Annotated in this window: 29 protein-coding genes; all 29 read left to right on the forward strand. The window is 64.8% G+C overall.

The window, feature by feature from the left end:
• The first annotated feature begins 498 nt into the window (after window positions 1-498).
• The 29 genes from rpsJ (at window position 499) to ACJQWL_RS07615 (ending at window position 16,884) form a co-directional block, all read left to right on the forward strand.
• Window positions 499-810 (forward strand): 30S ribosomal protein S10, encoded by a 312-nt coding sequence (gene rpsJ, locus ACJQWL_RS07475; protein ID WP_036196039.1) that lies wholly within the window; start codon window positions 499-501, stop codon window positions 808-810.
• 10 nt (window positions 811-820) lie between these two features.
• On the forward strand, window positions 821-1,477 hold the full coding sequence (gene rplC, locus ACJQWL_RS07480) for a 50S ribosomal protein L3 (RefSeq protein WP_330968011.1): 657 nt from the start codon (window positions 821-823) through the stop codon (window positions 1,475-1,477).
• Window positions 1,478-1,479: 2 nt separating this feature from the next.
• Window positions 1,480-2,085, forward strand: coding sequence for a 50S ribosomal protein L4 (gene rplD, locus ACJQWL_RS07485; protein WP_330968012.1), 606 nt, complete (start codon window positions 1,480-1,482; stop codon window positions 2,083-2,085).
• Window positions 2,082-2,378, forward strand: a complete 297-nt coding sequence (gene rplW, locus ACJQWL_RS07490) for a 50S ribosomal protein L23 (protein WP_330968013.1) — start codon at window positions 2,082-2,084, stop codon at window positions 2,376-2,378. Before rplD ends, rplW begins: the two co-directional genes overlap by 4 nt.
• Window positions 2,379-2,388: 10 nt before the next feature.
• Window positions 2,389-3,216: a 50S ribosomal protein L2 gene (rplB, locus tag ACJQWL_RS07495; protein WP_330968014.1), complete on the forward strand. Its 828-nt coding sequence runs from the start codon at window positions 2,389-2,391 to the stop codon at window positions 3,214-3,216.
• 6 nt (window positions 3,217-3,222) lie between these two features.
• Window positions 3,223-3,489, forward strand: a complete 267-nt coding sequence (gene rpsS, locus ACJQWL_RS07500; protein WP_330968015.1) for a 30S ribosomal protein S19 — start codon at window positions 3,223-3,225, stop codon at window positions 3,487-3,489.
• Window positions 3,490-3,499: 10 nt separating this feature from the next.
• Entirely contained in the window at window positions 3,500-3,835 is a 336-nt protein-coding gene (rplV, locus tag ACJQWL_RS07505; protein WP_330968016.1) for a 50S ribosomal protein L22, read from the forward strand.
• 3 nt (window positions 3,836-3,838) lie between these two features.
• On the forward strand, window positions 3,839-4,570 hold the full coding sequence (gene rpsC / locus ACJQWL_RS07510) for a 30S ribosomal protein S3 (RefSeq protein WP_330968017.1): 732 nt from the start codon (window positions 3,839-3,841) through the stop codon (window positions 4,568-4,570).
• Window positions 4,571-4,576: 6 nt separating this feature from the next.
• A complete protein-coding gene (rplP, locus tag ACJQWL_RS07515) occupies window positions 4,577-4,990 on the forward strand; it encodes a 50S ribosomal protein L16 (RefSeq protein WP_330968018.1) in 414 nt (137 codons plus the stop codon).
• Complete coding sequence (gene rpmC / locus ACJQWL_RS07520) at window positions 4,990-5,175, forward strand: 50S ribosomal protein L29 (protein WP_330968019.1); 186 nt, start codon at window positions 4,990-4,992, stop codon at window positions 5,173-5,175. Before rplP ends, rpmC begins: the two co-directional genes overlap by 1 nt.
• A gap of 9 nt (window positions 5,176-5,184) precedes the next feature.
• The gene (gene rpsQ / locus ACJQWL_RS07525; protein ID WP_330968020.1) at window positions 5,185-5,454 is read left to right on the forward strand and encodes a 30S ribosomal protein S17; all 270 of its coding nucleotides are present in this window, start codon (window positions 5,185-5,187) and stop codon (window positions 5,452-5,454) included.
• A 16-nt stretch (window positions 5,455-5,470) separates the two neighbouring features.
• On the forward strand, window positions 5,471-5,839 hold the full coding sequence (gene rplN / locus ACJQWL_RS07530; RefSeq protein WP_031373826.1) for a 50S ribosomal protein L14: 369 nt from the start codon (window positions 5,471-5,473) through the stop codon (window positions 5,837-5,839).
• A 14-nt stretch (window positions 5,840-5,853) separates the two neighbouring features.
• Window positions 5,854-6,168 carry a 50S ribosomal protein L24 gene (rplX, locus tag ACJQWL_RS07535; RefSeq protein ID WP_330968021.1) on the forward strand — a complete coding sequence of 105 codons (315 nt, stop codon included), beginning with the start codon at window positions 5,854-5,856 and terminating at the stop codon, window positions 6,166-6,168.
• 11 nt (window positions 6,169-6,179) lie between these two features.
• Window positions 6,180-6,719 carry a 50S ribosomal protein L5 gene (rplE, locus tag ACJQWL_RS07540; RefSeq protein WP_330968022.1) on the forward strand — a complete coding sequence of 180 codons (540 nt, stop codon included), beginning with the start codon at window positions 6,180-6,182 and terminating at the stop codon, window positions 6,717-6,719.
• 14 nt (window positions 6,720-6,733) lie between these two features.
• The gene (gene rpsN / locus ACJQWL_RS07545) at window positions 6,734-7,039 is read left to right on the forward strand and encodes a 30S ribosomal protein S14 (RefSeq protein WP_330968023.1); all 306 of its coding nucleotides are present in this window, start codon (window positions 6,734-6,736) and stop codon (window positions 7,037-7,039) included.
• Window positions 7,040-7,150: 111 nt separating this feature from the next.
• Window positions 7,151-7,549 (forward strand): 30S ribosomal protein S8, encoded by a 399-nt coding sequence (gene rpsH, locus ACJQWL_RS07550; protein WP_330968024.1) that lies wholly within the window; start codon window positions 7,151-7,153, stop codon window positions 7,547-7,549.
• 13 nt (window positions 7,550-7,562) lie between these two features.
• Window positions 7,563-8,090 (forward strand): 50S ribosomal protein L6, encoded by a 528-nt coding sequence (rplF, locus tag ACJQWL_RS07555; protein WP_330968025.1) that lies wholly within the window; start codon window positions 7,563-7,565, stop codon window positions 8,088-8,090.
• Between the two features lie 28 nt (window positions 8,091-8,118).
• Window positions 8,119-8,472 carry a 50S ribosomal protein L18 gene (gene rplR / locus ACJQWL_RS07560; RefSeq protein WP_330968026.1) on the forward strand — a complete coding sequence of 118 codons (354 nt, stop codon included), beginning with the start codon at window positions 8,119-8,121 and terminating at the stop codon, window positions 8,470-8,472.
• A gap of 170 nt (window positions 8,473-8,642) precedes the next feature.
• On the forward strand, window positions 8,643-9,182 hold the full coding sequence (rpsE, locus tag ACJQWL_RS07565; protein ID WP_330968027.1) for a 30S ribosomal protein S5: 540 nt from the start codon (window positions 8,643-8,645) through the stop codon (window positions 9,180-9,182).
• A complete protein-coding gene (rpmD, locus tag ACJQWL_RS07570; protein ID WP_330968028.1) occupies window positions 9,175-9,375 on the forward strand; it encodes a 50S ribosomal protein L30 in 201 nt (66 codons plus the stop codon). Before rpsE ends, rpmD begins: the two co-directional genes overlap by 8 nt.
• A gap of 10 nt (window positions 9,376-9,385) precedes the next feature.
• The gene (gene rplO / locus ACJQWL_RS07575; protein WP_330968029.1) at window positions 9,386-9,823 is read left to right on the forward strand and encodes a 50S ribosomal protein L15; all 438 of its coding nucleotides are present in this window, start codon (window positions 9,386-9,388) and stop codon (window positions 9,821-9,823) included.
• A gap of 28 nt (window positions 9,824-9,851) precedes the next feature.
• Window positions 9,852-11,195 carry a preprotein translocase subunit SecY gene (gene secY, locus ACJQWL_RS07580; protein ID WP_411300817.1) on the forward strand — a complete coding sequence of 448 codons (1,344 nt, stop codon included), beginning with the start codon at window positions 9,852-9,854 and terminating at the stop codon, window positions 11,193-11,195.
• A gap of 328 nt (window positions 11,196-11,523) precedes the next feature.
• Window positions 11,524-11,880 carry a 30S ribosomal protein S13 gene (gene rpsM, locus ACJQWL_RS07585; RefSeq protein ID WP_330968031.1) on the forward strand — a complete coding sequence of 119 codons (357 nt, stop codon included), beginning with the start codon at window positions 11,524-11,526 and terminating at the stop codon, window positions 11,878-11,880.
• Window positions 11,881-11,890: 10 nt separating this feature from the next.
• Window positions 11,891-12,283, forward strand: a complete 393-nt coding sequence (gene rpsK, locus ACJQWL_RS07590; protein WP_036212595.1) for a 30S ribosomal protein S11 — start codon at window positions 11,891-11,893, stop codon at window positions 12,281-12,283.
• A gap of 14 nt (window positions 12,284-12,297) precedes the next feature.
• Complete coding sequence (rpsD, locus tag ACJQWL_RS07595; protein WP_330968032.1) at window positions 12,298-12,927, forward strand: 30S ribosomal protein S4; 630 nt, start codon at window positions 12,298-12,300, stop codon at window positions 12,925-12,927.
• Between the two features lie 165 nt (window positions 12,928-13,092).
• A complete protein-coding gene (locus tag ACJQWL_RS07600) occupies window positions 13,093-14,091 on the forward strand; it encodes a DNA-directed RNA polymerase subunit alpha (RefSeq protein ID WP_330968033.1) in 999 nt (332 codons plus the stop codon).
• Window positions 14,092-14,286: 195 nt separating this feature from the next.
• Window positions 14,287-14,661 (forward strand): 50S ribosomal protein L17, encoded by a 375-nt coding sequence (gene rplQ, locus ACJQWL_RS07605; protein ID WP_330968034.1) that lies wholly within the window; start codon window positions 14,287-14,289, stop codon window positions 14,659-14,661.
• A 228-nt stretch (window positions 14,662-14,889) separates the two neighbouring features.
• Window positions 14,890-15,393, forward strand: a complete 504-nt coding sequence (locus tag ACJQWL_RS07610; RefSeq protein WP_330968035.1) for a disulfide bond formation protein B — start codon at window positions 14,890-14,892, stop codon at window positions 15,391-15,393.
• Window positions 15,394-15,498: 105 nt separating this feature from the next.
• Entirely contained in the window at window positions 15,499-16,884 is a 1,386-nt protein-coding gene (locus ACJQWL_RS07615) for a class II 3-deoxy-7-phosphoheptulonate synthase (protein ID WP_330968036.1), read from the forward strand.
• Window positions 16,885-16,970: the final 86 nt, after the last annotated feature.

Here is a 16,970-nt window from a genome sequence, read left to right on the forward strand (position 1 = left end):
CTTCGCGATCCGCGAAGGCGGCCGTACCGTCGGCGCCGGCGTGGTGAGCAAGATCATCAAGTAATGCGTTGATCCGGGCGCGCTCGCGCGCCCGGTGTTCTAGCGCGGGTCCCGTGGCCGGGCTTGCCCAGTTGGCGGGATCTCGCGCAACTCGGCTCCCCGCCCAAGGCTTCACCCCCAGTGCGGGCGTGATGCTTGCGCGAAGGTCGGAAAACCCGTTAGAATGCTCGACCACCGCAGCCCTTTGGGGTTGCAGCCAGCGAAATGAGGGGCAGGACGCGCCTCGTATTCGCCAGACAGGGAAATGTCGCATGGCGCTGCCCGGCACTGCCGAGGTGGCTTCATGCGTTTTCAGATTCCGTCTGGGCGGGCCGGGCAACCGGCCTGCCTTAGTTTTGAATGGAGGCCGACGGCGTTGTCGTCGGCCCTGTCGTCTTTACCGGGGTTCGGTGCACCCAGTCACCGGCCCGTCGCTCTTTTAACGAAGGAACACCCGTCATGGCGGACCAAAAGATCCGGATTCGGCTGAAGGCGTACGATCATCGTCTGATCGACCGCTCGGCCAGCGAGATCGTCGAGACAGCGAAGCGGACCGGCGCCCAGGTGCGCGGCCCGATCCCGCTGCCGACCAAGATCGAGCGCTTCACCATCCTTACGTCTCCGCACGTCGACAAGGACGCGCGAGACCAGTACGAGACCCGCACGCACAAGCGCGTGCTCGATATCGTCGACCCGAACGACAAGACCGTGGACGCGCTGATGAAGCTCGAGCTCGCGGCTGGCGTCGACGTCCAGATCAAGCTGACCTGAGGCCACCACCATGACTGCGAAGAAGTATTCGCTGGGCATCGTCGGTCGCAAGGCCGGCATGAGCCGGTTCTTCACCGAAGACGGCAAGTCCGTTCCGGTGACGCTGATCGAAGCGACCCCGAACCGGATCACCCAGATCAAGACCACCGACTCCGACGGCTACAGCGCTGTGCAGGTGACGGTCGGCGTGCGCCGCGCGGCGCTCGTCAACAAGCCCGAGGCGGGCCACCTGGCCAAGGCCAAGGTCGACGCCGGCCGCGGGCTGTGGGAACTGCGCGTGGCCGACGACAAGATCGGCGACTTCACGGTGGGCGGCGAGATCAGCGCCGACATCTTCGAAGTCGGGCAGATCGTCGACGTCCAGGGCATCACCAAGGGCAAGGGCTTCCAGGGCACGATCAAGCGCTGGAACTTCAAGATGGGCGACGCCACCCACGGTAACTCGCTGTCCCACCGCGCGCCGGGCTCCATCGGCCAGCGGCAGACGCCGGGTCGCGTGTTCCCGGGCAAGAAGATGTCCGGCCACATGGGTGCGGTGCAACAGAGCACCCAGGGACTGGAAGTCGTGCGCGTCGATGCCGAGCGCGGGCTGATCGCCATCAAGGGCGCGGTTCCGGGCGCGCCGGGCGGCGACGTGATCGTGCGTCCGTCGAGCAAAGGGGTATGACGATGGAACTTGCCATCAACAATAGCGACAAGACGCTGTCGGTCTCCGAAGAGATCTTCGGGCGCGACTTCAGCGAGGATCTGGTCCACCAGGTCGTCGTCGCCTACCGCAACGCGGGGCGTGCCGGCACCAAGGCCCAGAAGACCCGGTCGGAAGTGGCCGGCACCACCAAGAAGTCGAAGAAGCAGAAGGGCGGCGGTGCGCGCCACGGTGCATTGACGGCGCCGATCTTCGTCGGCGGTGGCGTGACGTTCGCGGCCAAGCCGCGCAGCTTCGCGCAGAAGGTCAACCGCAAGATGTACCGCGCCGCGATGGCGGCGATCCTGTCGGAGCTCAACCGCCAGGGTCGGCTCAAGGTCGTGGACGCGTTCGATATCGACGCGCCCAAGACCTCCGGGCTGGTGTCGAAGCTGAAGGAGCTGGAAGTGGGCCGTCGCCCGCTGCTGGTGATCGAGGACGCCAGCGAGAACCTTTACCTGTCCGCGCGCAACCTGCCGTACGTCGAGGTTCGTGACGTCCAGGGCCTGGACCCGGTCTCGCTCGTGGGCGCGGATTCGGTCGTGGTCACCGCCGATGCGGTCAAGAAGATCGAGGAGTGGCTGGCATGAACGACGCCAAGCTCTACAACGTCATCCGCGCGCCGCGCGTGTCCGAAAAGACCGCGCGCCTGCAGGAAATTTCCAACCAATACGTCTTCGAAGTGGCGACGACAGCAACCAAGGCCGACATCAAGGTCGCCGTGGAAAAGCTGTTCGACGTCAAGGTCGAGGCGGTCAACGTGCTCAACGTGAAGGGCAAGAACAAGGCCTTCCGTTTCCGCATGGGCCGTCGCCCCGACTGGCGCAAGGCATACGTGAAGCTGGCCGAGGGCCAGTCGATCGACGTGATGGCCAAGGCCTGAGGATCGATCCATGGCATTGATGACTTTCAAACCCACCTCGCCCGGCCGTCGTTCGATGGTCCGTGTGGTGACGCCGGGCCTGCACAAGGGCGCGCCGCACGCTGCACTGGTCGAGAAGAAGAGCAAGACCGGTGGCCGCAACCACCACGGGCGCATCACCACGCGCCACGTCGGCGGCGGGCACAAGCAGCACTACCGCATCATCGATTTCAAGCGCAACAAGGAAGGTATTCCGGCGCGCGTGGAGCGGATCGAATACGATCCCAACCGCACCGCCCATATCGCCCTGCTGTGCTATGTCGACGGCGAGCGTCGCTACATCATCGCCCCCAAGGGCCTGAAGGACGGCGACCAGGTGATTGCCGGCCGTGACGCACCGATCCGCACCGGCAACACCCTGCCGCTCAGCAACATCCCGGTCGGCACCACGGTGCATTGCGTCGAGATGAAGCCGGGCAAGGGTGCCCAGCTGGCCCGCGCCGCGGGCGCTGGCGTGTACCTCGTTGCCCGCGAGCAGGGTTACGCCACGCTTCGCCTGCGTTCGGGCGAGATGCGCAAGGTGCCGGTCGAGTGCCGCGCGACCATTGGCGAGGTCGGCAACGACGAGCACAGCCTCGAGAAGCTCGGCAAGGCCGGCGCCAAGCGCTGGCGGGGAGTCAAGCCCACCGTTCGCGGCGCGGCCATGAACCCGGTGGACCACCCGCACGGCGGTGGTGAGGCCAAGGCTGGCCAGGGCAACCCGCATCCGGTCACCCCGTGGGGCGTGCCGACCAAGGGTTACAAGACGCGCAAGAACAAGCGTACGCAGCAGTTCATCGTTCGCGATCGCAGGAGCTAATCGGCAATGGCACGTTCACTCAAGAAGGGTCCGTTCGTAGACCACCACCTGATCAAGAAGGTGGAGTCCGCGGGCAACAACAAGAAGCCGATCAAGACATGGTCGCGCCGCTCGATGGTTCTGCCGGAAATGGTGGGTTTCACCATCGCCGTGCACAACGGTCGCAACCACATCCCCGTGCTGGTCAACGAGAACATGGTTGGCCACAAGCTCGGCGAGTTCGCCCTGACGCGTACCTTCAAGGGTCACGTCGGCGACAAGAAGAGCCGCTAAGGAGATGACCATGGAAGCGAAAGCCATCCTGCGCAGTGCGCGCATCTCCGCCCAGAAGGCCCGTCTGGTGGCCGACCAGGTGCGCGGCCTCTCGGCCGAGCGCGCCGTCAACCTGCTGAAGTTCTCCGACAAGAAGGCCGCAGCGATGATCCGCAAGGTCGTCGAGTCCGCCATCGCCAATGCGGAGAACAACCAGGGCGCCGACGTCGACGAGCTCAAGGTCAAGACCATCATGGTCGACGAAGGCCCGACGCTTAAGCGTTTCATGGCCCGTGCGAAGGGGCGCGGCACGCGCATCCTCAAGCGCACCAGCCACATCACCGTCGTCGTCGGCGAGGGGAAGTAACTCATGGGTCATAAAGTTCATCCGACCGGCATCCGCCTTGGAATCTCCAAGGACTGGAACTCCAAGTGGTTCGCCGGCAAGAAGCAGTACGCCGAGTACCTGGCCGCCGACCTGAAGGTGCGCGAGATGCTTCGCAAGAAGCTGGCCCAGGCCGGTATCTCGAAGATCTTCATCGAGCGCCCCGCAAACAACGCCCGCGTTACGATCCACACCGCCCGCCCGGGCGTGGTGATCGGCAAGCGCGGCGAGGACATTGAGAAGCTGCGCAAGGAAGTCAGCGACATGATGGGCGTCCCGGCGCACATCAACGTCACCGAGGTCCGCAAGCCGGAGCTTGACGCACAGCTGGTTGCCGAGTCGATCGCCCAGCAGCTGGAGCGCCGCATCATGTTCCGCCGCGCGATGAAGCGCGCGGTCGGCAACGCGATGCGCCTGGGTGCCCTGGGCATCAAGGTCAACGTCGCCGGTCGCCTGAACGGTGCGGAAATCGCGCGTTCGGAGTGGTACCGCGAAGGCCGCGTGCCGCTGCACACCCTGCGTGCCGACATCGACTACGGCTTTGCCGAGGCGAAGACCACCTACGGGATCATCGGCATCAAGACGTGGGTCTACAAGGGCGAGATCTTCGATTTCTCCCAGGTGGGCCAGGAAAAGCAGGACGACAGTCCGCGTAGCGACCGCGGTGATCGCGGCGATCGTCCCCGCCCGGCCCGTCCGGCGCGTGAAGCGAGGTAACTGACCATGTTGCAACCCAAGCGAACGAAGTACCGCAAGGTACACAAGGGCCGCAACGATGGCCTGAGCTGGAACGGCAATGCCGTCAGCTTCGGCGAGTACGGCCTGAAGGCGACCGCGCACGGTCAGATCACCGCGCGCCAGATCGAGGCTGCACGTCGTTCCATCAGCCGCTACGTGAAGCGCGGCGGCAAGATGTGGATCCGCGTGTTCCCCGACAAGCCGATCACCAAGAAGCCCATCGAGGTCCGCATGGGCTCCGGCAAGGGCAACGTCGAGTACTGGGTCGCGCAGATCCAGCCCGGTCGCATGATCTACGAGATCGAGGGCGTGGACGAGACCGTGGCGCGTGAAGCGTTCCGGCTGGCCGCGGCCAAGCTCTCGGTGACCACCACTTTCGTCACCCGGACGGTGCGCTGATGGAAATCAACAAGCTCCGCGAGAAGTCCCCGGAAGACTTGAAGGCCCACCTGGTAGACCTGCACAAGGAGCAGTTCGCTCTGCGCATGCAGGCTGCCACCGGCCAACTCGCCAAGTCCCATGAGACCCGCCGCGTGCGCCGCGAGATCGCTCGCGTCAACACGCTGCTGGTCGAGAAGAAGTAAGGACCCGCCATGACCGACAACAATACAGAGAAGGCAGTGCGCACGGTCGAAGGGCGCGTGGTCAGCAACAAGATGGACAAGACCGTGACGGTGCTCGTTGAGCGCCAGGTCAAGCATGCCCTCTACGGCAAGTACATCCGTCGCTCGACCAAGCTCCACGCACACGACGCCGAGAATGCCTGCAACGAGGGCGACGTGGTCCGGGTTTCCGAGATCGCGCCGATGTCCAAGACCAAGAACTGGCGGGTGGTGGAAATCCTCACCCGCGCTGCCGAATAACCGAGGAGGCTGAACCATGATCCAGATGCAAAGCTACCTCGGCGTGGCCGACAACTCCGGTGCCAAGGAAGTGATGTGCATCAAGGTGCTCGGCGGCTCCAAGCGCCGCTATGCGCACATTGGCGACATCATCAAGGTCACCGTGAAGGATGCGATCCCGCGCGGCAAGGTCAAGAAGGGCGACGTCTACGACGCCGTGGTGGTCCGCACCCGCAAGGGCGTGCGCCGCCCGGACGGCTCGCTGATCCGCTTCGACGGCAATGCCGCCGTACTGCTCAACAACAAGCATGAGCCGATCGGCACGCGCATCTTCGGGCCCGTAACCCGCGAGCTGCGCTCCGAGAAGTTCATGAAGATCGTCTCGCTCGCACCTGAAGTGCTCTGAGCGGAGGAGCTGACATGAACCGTATCAAGAAGGGCGACCAGGTAATGGTCACCGCCGGAAAGGACAAGGGCAAGAAGGGCGATGTTGTACGCGTGGCCGGCGACAAGGTCGTCGTGTCCAACGTCAACATCATCAAGCGCCACACCAAGCCGAACCCGCAAGCGGGCCAGCCCGGTGGCGTGATCGAGCGCGAAGCACCGATCCATGTTTCCAACGTCATGCTGTTCAACCCTGCCTCGGGCAAGGGCGAGCGCATCGGTATCAAGGTGCTGGAGGATGGACGCAAGGTTCGCGTGTTCCGCTCCAGCGGTGAGGCGGTCGACGCCTGAGGAATGCCCAAATGACCCGGCTTGAAAAGATTTACAAGGAAGAAGTGGTTCCCGTGCTGACCGAGAAGTTCGGTTACAAGAACCCGATGGAGGTCCCGCGCCTCGTGAAGATCACGCTGAACATGGGCGTGGGCGAAGCGGCGACCAACAAGAAGATCCTCGAGAACGCCGTTGCAGACATGACCAAGGTTGCCGGCCAGAAGCCGATCGTGACCAAGAGCCGCGTCTCCGTGGCCTCGTTCAAGATCCGCGACGGCTGGCCGATCGGCTGCAAGGTGACGCTGCGCCGCGCGAAGATGTTCGAGTTCCTGGATCGCCTGGTGAACGTGTCGCTGCCGCGCGTGCGCGACTTCCGTGGCGTGTCGGCCAAGTCGTTCGACGGCCGTGGCAACTACAACATGGGCGTCAAGGAGCAGATCATCTTCCCGGAGATCGATTACGACCAGGTGGATGCCGTGCGCGGCATGGACATCGCGATCACCACGACCGCGAAGACCGACGCCGAGGCCCGCGCCCTGCTGGAAGCCTTCCGCTTCCCGTTCCGTACTTAATAGAGGTTTCGAATATGGCTAAGACCTCCATGGTCAACCGCGAGATCAAGCGGGCCAAGCTGGCAAAGAAGCACGCCAGCAAGCGCGAAGAGCTGAAGAACATCCTCTCCAGCGACTCGGCCTCCTACGAGGAGAAGCTGGAGGCGTCGGTGAAGCTGCAGAAGCTCCCCCGCGACTCGTCCCCGTCGCGCCAGCGCAACCGTTGCGCCCTGACGGGTCGTTCGCGTGGCGTGTATGCCAAGTTCGGCCTGGGCCGCAACAAGCTGCGCGAAGCAACCATGCGCGGCGACGTGCCCGGATTGCGCAAGGCGAGCTGGTAAAGCTGGTATCATTGCCGGCTGCCCCGGCAGGCAATACGGCTACGGTGTTCCGTAGTCGACAACGAAATTCGCAATCAAGCGGATATCGGTGCACTCATAAGGTGATTTTCCATGAGCATGACTGATCCCATCGCCGACATGCTGGTCCGCATTCGCAATGCGGCCGCTGTTCGCAAACCCACGGTGAAGATGCCGTCCTCCAAGGTGAAGGTGGCCATCGCCGGCGTCCTCCAGCAGGAGGGCTACATCCTGGGTTCGCGCGTGACCGAGAACGGTCCCGGCAAGTTCCAGCTCGAAATCGAGCTCAAGTACTACGAAGGCAAGCCGGTCATCGACCAGCTGCGGCGCTACTCGCGCTCCGGCCTGCGGCAGTACCGCGGCAAGGACGACCTGCCCAAGGTGCTCGGTGGCCTGGGCGTCTCCATCATCTCCACCTCCAAGGGCATCATGACCGATGCGCAGGCGCGCCAGCAGGGCGTCGGCGGTGAAGTCCTGTGCTTCGTGGCCTAAGGGAGTAACGACAATGTCCCGAGTTGCCAAGAAGCCGATTGCCCTGCCCAAGGGCGTCGAGCTGAACATCCAGCCTGAGAACGTGAGCGTCAAGGGCCCGAAGGGCACCCTGTCGATCGCAAAGCCCGAAGGGATCGACGTCAAGATCGAAGACGGCCAGGCGCTGTTGACTTCTGCCAACGACGAGTTGGTCGCCCTCACCGGCACGCTGCGCGCGATCATCGCCAACATGGTCCACGGCGTATCCGAAGGCTTCGAGCGCAAGCTCGAGCTGGTCGGCGTCGGTTACCGTGCCGCGATGCAGGGGCAGGACCTCAATCTGTCGCTGGGCTTCTCCCACCCGATCCTGTTCAAGGCGCCCGAGGGCATTACCCTCGCCACGCCGACCCAGACCGAGATCGTGGTGCAGGGTGCCGACAAGCAGCGCGTCGGCGAAGTCGCCGCAAAGATCCGTGGCTTCCGTCCGCCCGAGCCGTACAAGGGCAAGGGCGTGAAGTACGCGGGCGAGAACATCATTCGCAAGGAAGCCAAGAAGGCCTGACCGGCCTTCAGCTTTCGAGGACTCACGCATGAACAAGAATACCGCCCGCCTGCGTCGCGCCAAGTCGACCCGCTCCCACATCCGCGATCTCGGCGTGCCGCGCCTGTCGGTGCTGCGCACCGGCCAGCACCTTTACGCGCAGGTCTTCACCGCCGACGGCTCCAAGGTCCTGGCTGCCGCTTCGACGGTTCAGTCGGATCTGCGCGATGGCCTGAAGAGCGCGAAGAACGTCGAGGCTGCCGCCAAGGTCGGTCGCACGATCGCGGAGAAGGCCAAGGCCGCCGGCATCGAGAAGGTCGCTTTCGACCGCTCGGGTTACCGCTACCACGGCCGCGTCAAGGCGCTGGCCGATGCCGCCCGCGAGGGTGGCCTGCAGTTCTGATCGAAGCCGTCGCGGCGCGTTGCTGACCAGCACGCGCCGCGACGGATGCCACCTGCCGGCGCGGGCTGCGCCGGGCGTGTCGTCGGATTCCCGGCGGCTCGCAGCGCCCGAGGCATACCACAACGACAAGCGGCAAAGCCGCAAATCCTTCAACTTACGAGATCCAGAAGATGGCAGACGAACGTGCACCGCGGGGTCGTGATCGCGACCGCAACCGCGAGGAAATGGACGACGGAATGATCGAGAAGCTGATCGCGGTCAACCGCGTCAGCAAGACCGTCAAGGGCGGTCGCCAGTTCACCTTCACCGCGTTGACGGTTGTAGGCGACGGCTCGGGCAAGGTCGGTTTCGGTTACGGCAAGGCGCGCGAAGTGCCGGTCGCGATCCAGAAGTCGATGGAGTATGCCCGCCGCAACATGAGCAACGTCGACCTCAACAACGGCACCTTGTGGCATTCGGTCAAGTCCGGCCACGGCGCCGCCCGCGTGTACATGCAGCCGGCGTCCGAGGGTACCGGCGTGATCGCCGGTGGCGCGATGCGCGCCGTCCTGGAAGCGGTCGGCGTGAAGAACGTGCTGGCCAAGGCGGTCGGTTCGCGCAACCCCATCAACCTGGTGCGCGCCACGCTGCGCGGCCTGACCGAAATGCATTCGCCGGCCAAGATCGCGGCCAAGCGCGGCAAGAAGGTGGAGGATCTCAGCCATGGCTAAGAAGCAGGACGAGAACGCCGGCACCGTCAAGGTGCGCCTGGTCAAGGGCCTTCGCGGCACCCAGTCCCGCCACCGCCTGTCGGTGCGTGCCCTGGGCCTGAACAAGCTCAACGACGTGCGCGAGCTGAAAGACAGCCCGCAGGTCCGTGGCCTGATCAACAAGGTGCACTACCTTGTCCGGGTCGAGGAATAAGGAGAACACCATGCGTCTCAATACACTCAAGCCCGCTGACGGCGCCCGCAAGGAGCGCACCCGCGTTGGCCGTGGTATCGGTTCGGGCAAGGGCAAGACCGCAGGCCGTGGCCACAAGGGCTCGTTCGCGCGTTCGGGCAAGGGCAAGATCAAGGCCGGCTTCGAAGGCGGCCAGATGCCGATGCATATCCGTCTGCCGAAGATCGGTTTCCGCTCCCGCACCGCGGGTGACACCGCCGAAGTGCTGCTGTACCAGCTCGATCGCCTGGATGCCGGTGACATCGACTTTGCCGCGCTGCGCGCTGCCAAGCTGGTGCCGAGCGGCGCCAAGCGGGCCAAGATCGTCAAGAAGGGCGAGTTGAGCAAGAAGTTCGTGCTCAAGGGCCTGCTGGCGACGGCCGGTGCCAAGGCTGCCATCGAGGCGGCTGGCGGCAAGGTCGAGGAGTAAGCGGTCGATGGCGCGCAGCAGCAACGCAATGTCCGGTGTCGGCGGCGGGCTCGGCAAGTTCACCGAGCTCCGCCAGCGCCTGTTGTTCGTGCTGGGCGCGCTCGTCGTCTACCGGATCGGCTGCTACATCCCGGTGCCGGGCGTCAATCCGGACGCGATGATCCAGCTGATGGAAACCCAGCAGGGCACCATCGTTGACATGTTCAACATGTTCTCCGGTGGCGCGCTGGAGCGTTTCAGCCTGTTCGCGCTGAACGTGATGCCGTACATCTCCTCGTCGATCATCGTGCAGTTGCTGGTGCAGATGGTGCCCTCGCTCAAGGCCATCCAGAAGGAAGGCGAGTCCGGGCGCAAGCGCATCAACCAGTGGTCGCGCCTGGGTGCGATCCCGCTGTCGATCTTCCAGGCGTGGGGCATTGCCACCGCGTTGCAGGCGGGCGGCGCCAGCCAGGGCATTCCGGTGGTCTACAGCCCGGGCATGGGCTTCGTGCTGACGGCGGTCATATCGCTTACGGCGGGCACGATGTTCCTGATGTGGCTGGGTGAACAGGTGACCGAGCGTGGCATCGGCAACGGCGTCTCGCTGATCATCTTCGCGGGCATCGTCGCGGGCCTGCCGTCGGCCGTCATCGGTATGTTCGAGCAGATCCGAAACGGCGAAATGTCCGAGTTCGTGGCGATCGCCGTGGCCCTGATCGTACTGGCGGTAACGTTCTTCGTGGTCTTCGTCGAGCGCGGCCAACGCAGGATCACGGTGAACTACGCGCGGCGCCAGGGTGGCCGCAGCGCGTACATGAACCAGTCTTCGTTCCTGCCGTTGAAGTTGAACATGGCCGGCGTGATCCCGGCTATCTTCGCCTCGAGCATCGTGATGTTCCCGGCAACCGCGGCTACCTGGTTCAGCCAGGGCGACTCGTCGTCGTTCATGCTCAAGCTCAGCCAGTGGCTCAATCCCGGCGAGCCGCTGCACATGATCCTCTACGCGTCGATGATCGCGGGCTTTGCGTTCTTCTATACCGCGCTGGTGTTCAACTCCCAGGAAACAGCCGACAACCTCAAGAAGTCCGGGGCCCTGATTCCGGGGATCCGGCCGGGCAAGGCGACCGCGGACTACGTGGACGGCGTGCTCACCCGCCTGACCGCCGCTGGTGCCGCCTACCTTGTGCTGGTTTGCCTGCTGCCGGAAATCATGCGCACCGAGATGGGCATTTCGTTCTACTTCGGTGGCACTTCGCTGCTGATCGTGGTGGTCGTGGTGATGGATTTCATCGCCCAGATCCAGGCCCACCTGATGTCGCACCAGTACGAAAGCCTTCTCAAGAAGGCGAACCTCAAGGGTGGCGGAGGCCTTCGCGGCATTCCGCGGACCTGAGGTGGGAATTCCCGTCGCCCCGGTCCACAGCGGCCGGACGACAAGATGGGCGACCCGCGCGGCGTCTCGCGCGCGGGTGGGTTTGGGTCGGTCTGTGCGCCGGAGTAGCGCGCGGGGCCGGGCAGGGCGGGTGACTCCGCTGTGTCCAGGCAACCCTTTCCCGTCGCCGGAGCATGGGCACACTCCCCATGCCGTGGTCCAGCTGCGCCCCTTGGGCGCGGCAGGGCTTCCTATTAACCCGAGACCTTGTTAGAATTTCCAGTTCACTTATCCAAGTGCCACTCGCCGGGCGTCAACCCGGCCGCCAAACCAGTTGGAGAATCGCGTTATGGCGCGTATTGCGGGCGTCAACCTGCCTGCCCAGAAGCATGTCTGGGTCGGGATTCAGAGCATCTACGGCATTGGCCGTACCCGTTCGAAGAAGGTCTGTGAAGCGGCCGACGTGAATTCGTCGACCAAGATCCGTGACCTGTCCGAGCCGGAAGTCGAGCGCCTTCGCGCCGAGATCGGCAAGTACGTGGTGGAGGGCGACCTCCGCCGTGAAGTCGGCATGTCGATCAAGCGACTGATGGACCTGGGCTGCTACCGCGGCCTGCGTCATCGCCGTGGGCTGCCGCTGCGCGGCCAGCGCACCCGGACCAACGCCCGTACCCGGAAGGGTCCGCGCAAGGCCATCAGGAAGTAAGGAATAGACCATGGCCAAACCAGCACAAGCCAAGACGAAGAAGAAGATCAAGCGCGTCGTCACCGACGGCATCGCCCACGTCCATGCTTCGTTCAACAACACCATCATCACGATCACCGACCGGCAGGGCAACGCGCTGTCATGGGCGACTTCGGGCGGCGCGGGTTTCCGCGGTTCACGCAAGTCGACTCCGTTCGCAGCCCAGGTGGCCGCCGAAAAGGCCGGCCGAGCTGCACTCGATTACGGAGTGAAGTCGCTGGAAGTGCGGATCAAGGGCCCCGGCCCGGGTCGCGAGTCTGCCGTGCGTTCGCTCAACAACGTCGGCTACAAGATCATCAACATCATCGACGTGACGCCCATCCCGCACAACGGGTGTCGTCCGCCGAAAAAGCGTCGCGTCTGAGGAGCTGAAGACACATGGCTCGTTATATTGGTCCCACCTGTAAGCTCGCGCGCCGTGAAGGCGCCGACCTCGGCCTGAAGTCGCCGGCCCGCGCGCTCGACTCCAAGTGCAAGCTTGAGCAGAAGCCCGGCCAGCATGGCCCCATCCCCCGTCGCGGAAAGCTGTCCGACTACGCCACCCAGCTTCGCGAGAAGCAGAAGGTCAAGCGCATCTACGGCCTGCTGGAGCGTCAGTTCCGCAACTACTACAAAAAGGCCTCGACCAAGAAGGGCAACACCGGCGAGAACCTCTTGCAGCTGCTGGAAACCCGCCTGGACAACGTTGTCTATCGCATGGGTTTCGCCATCACCCGCCCGGCCGCGCGCCAGCTGGTGAGCCACCGTGGCGTCACGGTCAATGGCAAGTCGGTGAACCTGCCGTCCTACCAGGTCAAGGCCGGCGACGCGATTGCGCTGGCCGAGCGTGCCCAGAAGCAGCTTCGCGTGCAGGAGTCGGTGACGGTCTCCCAGCAGATGGACCTTCCGCCGTCGTGGGTCGAGGTCGACAGCAAGAAGTTCAGCGGGGTGTTCAAGGCCGTTCCGGATCGTGCGGACCTGCCTTCTGACATCAACGAAGCACTGATCGTCGAGCTGTATTCCAAGTAAGGAACGCGGCGACCTGCGTGATTCGTCCCCGCGGACGCGCGCAGGCACCTCCACCACCCTGGCCGACCCGCTCCGCGGGTCGTGCCGCCTCCCGGTCCAGGGGGGCGCCAAGGCCAAAGCGACCGCGCTTCCCCCAGCGCGGAGCATTGCAGGAGAAGTTACACAATGACGGTTACCGCTAACCAGGTACTGCGTCCGCGCGGTCCCCAGATCGAGCGCCTCACCGGAAACCGCGCCAAGGTGGTCATCGAGCCGCTCGAGCGTGGCTATGGCCACACCTTGGGCAATGCGCTGCGCCGCGTGCTGTTGTCGTCGATCCCGGGTTTCGCCATCACCGAGGTCGAGATCGACGGCGTGCTCCATGAGTACACCACGGTCGAAGGCCTGGAAGAGGACGTGCTGGAGGTGTTGCTCAACCTCAAGGACGTCGCCATCCGCATGCACACCGGCGAGTCGGCCACCCTGTCGCTGTCCAAGCAGGGCCCTGGCGTGATCACCGCGGCCGACATCAAGGCCGACCACAACGTCGAGATCCTCAACACCGAGCATGTGATTGCGCACCTGACCAAGGACACCGCGATCAACATGCGCCTCAAGATCGAGCGCGGTTACGGCTACCAGCCCGCGGCGGCGCGGCGTCGTCCGGACGAGGAGACCCGTTCCATCGGTCGGCTGATGCTGGACGCATCGTTCTCCCCCGTGCGCCGGGTGGCCTACGCCGTCGAGGCCGCGCGCGTCGAGCAGCGTACGGACCTGGACAAGCTGGTCCTGGACATCGAGACCAACGGCACCATTGATGCAGAGGAAGCCGTGCGGACCGCCGCCGACATCCTCACCGACCAGTTGTCGGTGTTCGGCGACTTCACCCACCGCGACCGCGGTGCGGCGAAGCCGGCAACCGGCGGGGTCGATCCAATCCTGCTGCGTCCGATCGACGACCTGGAACTGACCGTGCGTTCGGCCAACTGCCTCAAGGCCGAGAGCATCTACTACGTCGGCGACCTGATCCAGAAGACCGAGGTCGAGCTGCTCAAGACCCCGAACCTGGGCAAGAAGTCGCTCACCGAGATCAAGGAAGTGCTGGCCCAGCGTGGCCTGTCGCTCGGCATGAAGCTGGAGAACTGGCCGCCGGCCGGCATCGCCAGCCACGGCATGATGGGCTAAACGCACCACAGGCAAGGCCGCTCCCTGCCCGACGGCGGGGAGCGTTGCTCCAACAGTTCATTCCGACGGGCCTGAAAGCCCGCGAATTTGTCCGGTCAAGGATGGCCGGCCCGGACCATCCGCAGTCCACGTTTCCAGCGCCAGGATGGCGACAGCGATCCCCAGCAGCGTCAACATTCAACAGGAACCACTGCCATGCGCCACCAGAAAGCCGGCCGCAAGTTCAGCCGAACCAGCGCCCACCGCGATGCCATGTTCACCAACATGTCCGCGTCCCTTATCAAGCTTGGCCTGATCCGGACCACGCTGCCCAAGGCCAAGGAGCTGCGTCGCGTCGCCGAACCGCTCATCACCCTGGGCAAGACCGACAGCGTCGCCAATCGCCGCCTGGCCTTCTCGCGCCTGCGCGACAAGGAAGCGGTCGGGACCCTGTTCACCACTCTCGGCCCGCGCTACCAGGCCCGACCGGGGGGTTACCTGCGCATCCTCAAGTGTGGGTTCCGTGCCGGTGACAACGCGCCAATGGCGTACGTCGAGCTGGTCGACCGTCCGGAAGCGGCGACCGAGTAATCCTCGCCTGGAGGCCAAGCCTCCATCCGAGCAAGCAGGACCCCGGCCAGGGCCGGGGTTTTTGCTTTGTAGCCTGTGGCGCTTGGTGCCCGGTAGGCGGGGCTGGTCGGGCGCGCGGGTCGAGCGTGGCGACAGGCGCCCGCTGCTTCCGTGCGTCCGCCCGGCGAATCGCACTGCTCGCGACGCCGCACTTCGCAGCCGGGCCGCAAGTCCGTAAGCTTGGCGACCATGACGACCGCAACCGCCGCACGCGCCACGTTCCGGAGTTCCTTCGCGCTGGGATTCCTTGCCTGCGCCGGCCTGCTGGCCTACGCGATCTACCTGCAACTGCATGACGGCCTCGAACCCTGCCCGCTTTGCATTTTCCAGCGCATCGCCTTCGCGGCGCTGGGCGTGGTCTTCCTGCTGGGCGCGCTACATGCACCGAAGCGGCGCGGGGGACGCGGCGCGTATGGCGTGGTTGCGATGTTGGCCGGCCTGGTCGGCACCGGGATCGCGGGACGCCACGTGTGGCTGCAGCTCAACCCGCCGCCCATACCGTCATGCGGGGCGGGCCTGGAGTTCATGCGCGAAACCATGTCCACCACCGGTGTCATCCGCAAGGTCCTGACCGGGTCGGGCGATTGCGGGACCGTGGACTGGACCTTCCTGGGCCTGTCGATGCCGGCCTGGAGCCTGGTGTGGTTCGTACTGTTGACGCTCTGGGCCGGGTACGCCGCGTTCAGGCGCTGAGGGCACGCGGCTCCTGGTGCAGGGGTCGAGAGCGCGGGTTGCGGTTGCGGTGGAAGGCCGAAGGGACCATCATCGTTCGCCGCACCGCAGCATCCAGTCACGTCCATGAGTACCCCTGATCGCAGCATCCACGCCGTCAATCTCCCGTCCGACTGGACGGCGGCGTCGTGGCGCTCGCGACCCGCACTGCAGCTGCCGAACTATCCCGACCAGGCCGAGCTGGCCACCACGCTGGATGAGCTGCGCCTGCTGCCGCCGCTGGTGACGTCGTGGGAGATCCTCGCGCTGAAGCAGCAGCTGGCCGAAGCGCAGGATGGCAAGCGGTTCCTGTTGCAGGGCGGTGACTGTGCCGAAAGCTTCGCTGCGTGCACCTCCGAACTCATCTCCAACCGGCTGAAGGTGCTGCTGCAGATGAGCCTCGTGCTGGTGCACGGCCTGCGCAAGCCGGTGATCCGGGTGGGGCGGTTCGCTGGCCAGTACGCCAAGCCGCGTTCGGCCGACAGCGAGACGCTCGATGGCGTGACCTTGCCCAGCTACCGGGGCGACATGGTGAACGGGTCTGCATTCACACCTGACGCACGGCGTCCGGACCCGCGTCGCATGATCAAGGCGCACGCCCGTTCGGCGATGACCATGAACTTCGTCAGGGCGCTGATCGACGGCGGTTTTGCCGACCTCCACCACCCCGAGTACTGGAACCTCAGCTGGGTGGGCCACTCCCACCTCGCCGAGGAGTACCGCCGCATGGTCCAGGCCATTGGCGATGCCGTCCGGTTCATGGAGACGCTTTCCGGGGAGGAGGTGCACAACCTCAACCGGGTCGACTTCTACACCTCGCACGAGGCCTTGCTGCTGCCCTACGAGGAAGCCCTGACCCGTCAGGTGCCGCGACACTGGGGCTGGTTCAACCTCAGTACCCACTATCCATGGATCGGGATGCGCACTGCAGCGGTCGATGGAGCGCACGCCGAGTACTTCCGTGGCATCCGCAATCCGATCGCGTTGAAGGTTGGGCCCTCGGTTACCCCGGACCAGTTGTTGCGCATCGTCGACCTGCTCAATCCCGAGGACGAGCCGGGCCGCCTCACCTTCATCCACCGCATGGGTGCCGCGCAGATCGCGCAGAAGCTACCCGCGCTGCTGGAGGCCATCCGTCGCGACGGCCGTCGCGTGCTGTGGGTGTGCGACCCGATGCACGGCAACACCGAATCCACCGCCAACGGCTACAAGACACGCCGGTTCAACAACATCGGCAGCGAGCTGGAGCAGGCGTTCGAACTGCACGCTGCCGCGGGTACGCGCCTGGGCGGTGTGCATCTCGAGTTGACCGGGGAAGATGTCACCGAGTGCCTTGGTGGTGCCCGGGAGCTGACCGAGGTGGACCTGGAGCGCGCGTACCACTCCACCGTGGATCCGCGCCTGAACTACGAGCAGGCGCTGGAAGTGGCGATGCTGATCGTGCGCAAGCAGTCGCAGTTCGCCGCCAGCTGATGCATTCGTAGGAGCAGATCAGCCGCGAATGACCCACCGGGGCATTCCATCGCGGCTGAGGCCGCTCCTGCAGAGGCGGCCGATGC

It is taken from the genome of Novilysobacter viscosus, from assembly GCF_046600715.1.
Lineage (GTDB): Bacteria > Pseudomonadota > Gammaproteobacteria > Xanthomonadales > Xanthomonadaceae > Lysobacter_C > Lysobacter_C viscosus.

Bases quoted from the DNA above. Each gene is read 5' to 3' on its own strand.
- rpsJ (WP_036196039.1), top strand. From the start codon at position 499: ATGGCGGACCAAAAGATCCGGATTCGGCTGAAGGCGTACGATCATCGT.
- rplC (WP_330968011.1), top strand. From the start codon at position 821: ATGACTGCGAAGAAGTATTCGCTGGGCATCGTCGGTCGCAAGGCCGGC.
- rplD (WP_330968012.1), top strand. From the start codon at position 1,480: ATGGAACTTGCCATCAACAATAGCGACAAGACGCTGTCGGTCTCCGAA.
- rplW (WP_330968013.1), top strand. From the start codon at position 2,082: ATGAACGACGCCAAGCTCTACAACGTCATCCGCGCGCCGCGCGTGTCC.
- rplB (WP_330968014.1), top strand. From the start codon at position 2,389: ATGGCATTGATGACTTTCAAACCCACCTCGCCCGGCCGTCGTTCGATG.
- rpsS (WP_330968015.1), top strand. From the start codon at position 3,223: ATGGCACGTTCACTCAAGAAGGGTCCGTTCGTAGACCACCACCTGATC.
- rplV (WP_330968016.1), top strand. From the start codon at position 3,500: ATGGAAGCGAAAGCCATCCTGCGCAGTGCGCGCATCTCCGCCCAGAAG.
- rpsC (WP_330968017.1), top strand. From the start codon at position 3,839: ATGGGTCATAAAGTTCATCCGACCGGCATCCGCCTTGGAATCTCCAAG.
- rplP (WP_330968018.1), top strand. From the start codon at position 4,577: ATGTTGCAACCCAAGCGAACGAAGTACCGCAAGGTACACAAGGGCCGC.
- rpmC (WP_330968019.1), top strand. From the start codon at position 4,990: ATGGAAATCAACAAGCTCCGCGAGAAGTCCCCGGAAGACTTGAAGGCC.
- rpsQ (WP_330968020.1), top strand. From the start codon at position 5,185: ATGACCGACAACAATACAGAGAAGGCAGTGCGCACGGTCGAAGGGCGC.
- rplN (WP_031373826.1), top strand. From the start codon at position 5,471: ATGATCCAGATGCAAAGCTACCTCGGCGTGGCCGACAACTCCGGTGCC.
- rplX (WP_330968021.1), top strand. From the start codon at position 5,854: ATGAACCGTATCAAGAAGGGCGACCAGGTAATGGTCACCGCCGGAAAG.
- rplE (WP_330968022.1), top strand. From the start codon at position 6,180: ATGACCCGGCTTGAAAAGATTTACAAGGAAGAAGTGGTTCCCGTGCTG.
- rpsN (WP_330968023.1), top strand. From the start codon at position 6,734: ATGGCTAAGACCTCCATGGTCAACCGCGAGATCAAGCGGGCCAAGCTG.
- rpsH (WP_330968024.1), top strand. From the start codon at position 7,151: ATGAGCATGACTGATCCCATCGCCGACATGCTGGTCCGCATTCGCAAT.
- rplF (WP_330968025.1), top strand. From the start codon at position 7,563: ATGTCCCGAGTTGCCAAGAAGCCGATTGCCCTGCCCAAGGGCGTCGAG.
- rplR (WP_330968026.1), top strand. From the start codon at position 8,119: ATGAACAAGAATACCGCCCGCCTGCGTCGCGCCAAGTCGACCCGCTCC.
- rpsE (WP_330968027.1), top strand. From the start codon at position 8,643: ATGGCAGACGAACGTGCACCGCGGGGTCGTGATCGCGACCGCAACCGC.
- rpmD (WP_330968028.1), top strand. From the start codon at position 9,175: ATGGCTAAGAAGCAGGACGAGAACGCCGGCACCGTCAAGGTGCGCCTG.
- rplO (WP_330968029.1), top strand. From the start codon at position 9,386: ATGCGTCTCAATACACTCAAGCCCGCTGACGGCGCCCGCAAGGAGCGC.
- secY (WP_411300817.1), top strand. From the start codon at position 9,852: ATGTCCGGTGTCGGCGGCGGGCTCGGCAAGTTCACCGAGCTCCGCCAG.
- rpsM (WP_330968031.1), top strand. From the start codon at position 11,524: ATGGCGCGTATTGCGGGCGTCAACCTGCCTGCCCAGAAGCATGTCTGG.
- rpsK (WP_036212595.1), top strand. From the start codon at position 11,891: ATGGCCAAACCAGCACAAGCCAAGACGAAGAAGAAGATCAAGCGCGTC.
- rpsD (WP_330968032.1), top strand. From the start codon at position 12,298: ATGGCTCGTTATATTGGTCCCACCTGTAAGCTCGCGCGCCGTGAAGGC.
- ACJQWL_RS07600 (WP_330968033.1), top strand. From the start codon at position 13,093: ATGACGGTTACCGCTAACCAGGTACTGCGTCCGCGCGGTCCCCAGATC.
- rplQ (WP_330968034.1), top strand. From the start codon at position 14,287: ATGCGCCACCAGAAAGCCGGCCGCAAGTTCAGCCGAACCAGCGCCCAC.
- ACJQWL_RS07610 (WP_330968035.1), top strand. From the start codon at position 14,890: ATGACGACCGCAACCGCCGCACGCGCCACGTTCCGGAGTTCCTTCGCG.
- ACJQWL_RS07615 (WP_330968036.1), top strand. From the start codon at position 15,499: ATGAGTACCCCTGATCGCAGCATCCACGCCGTCAATCTCCCGTCCGAC.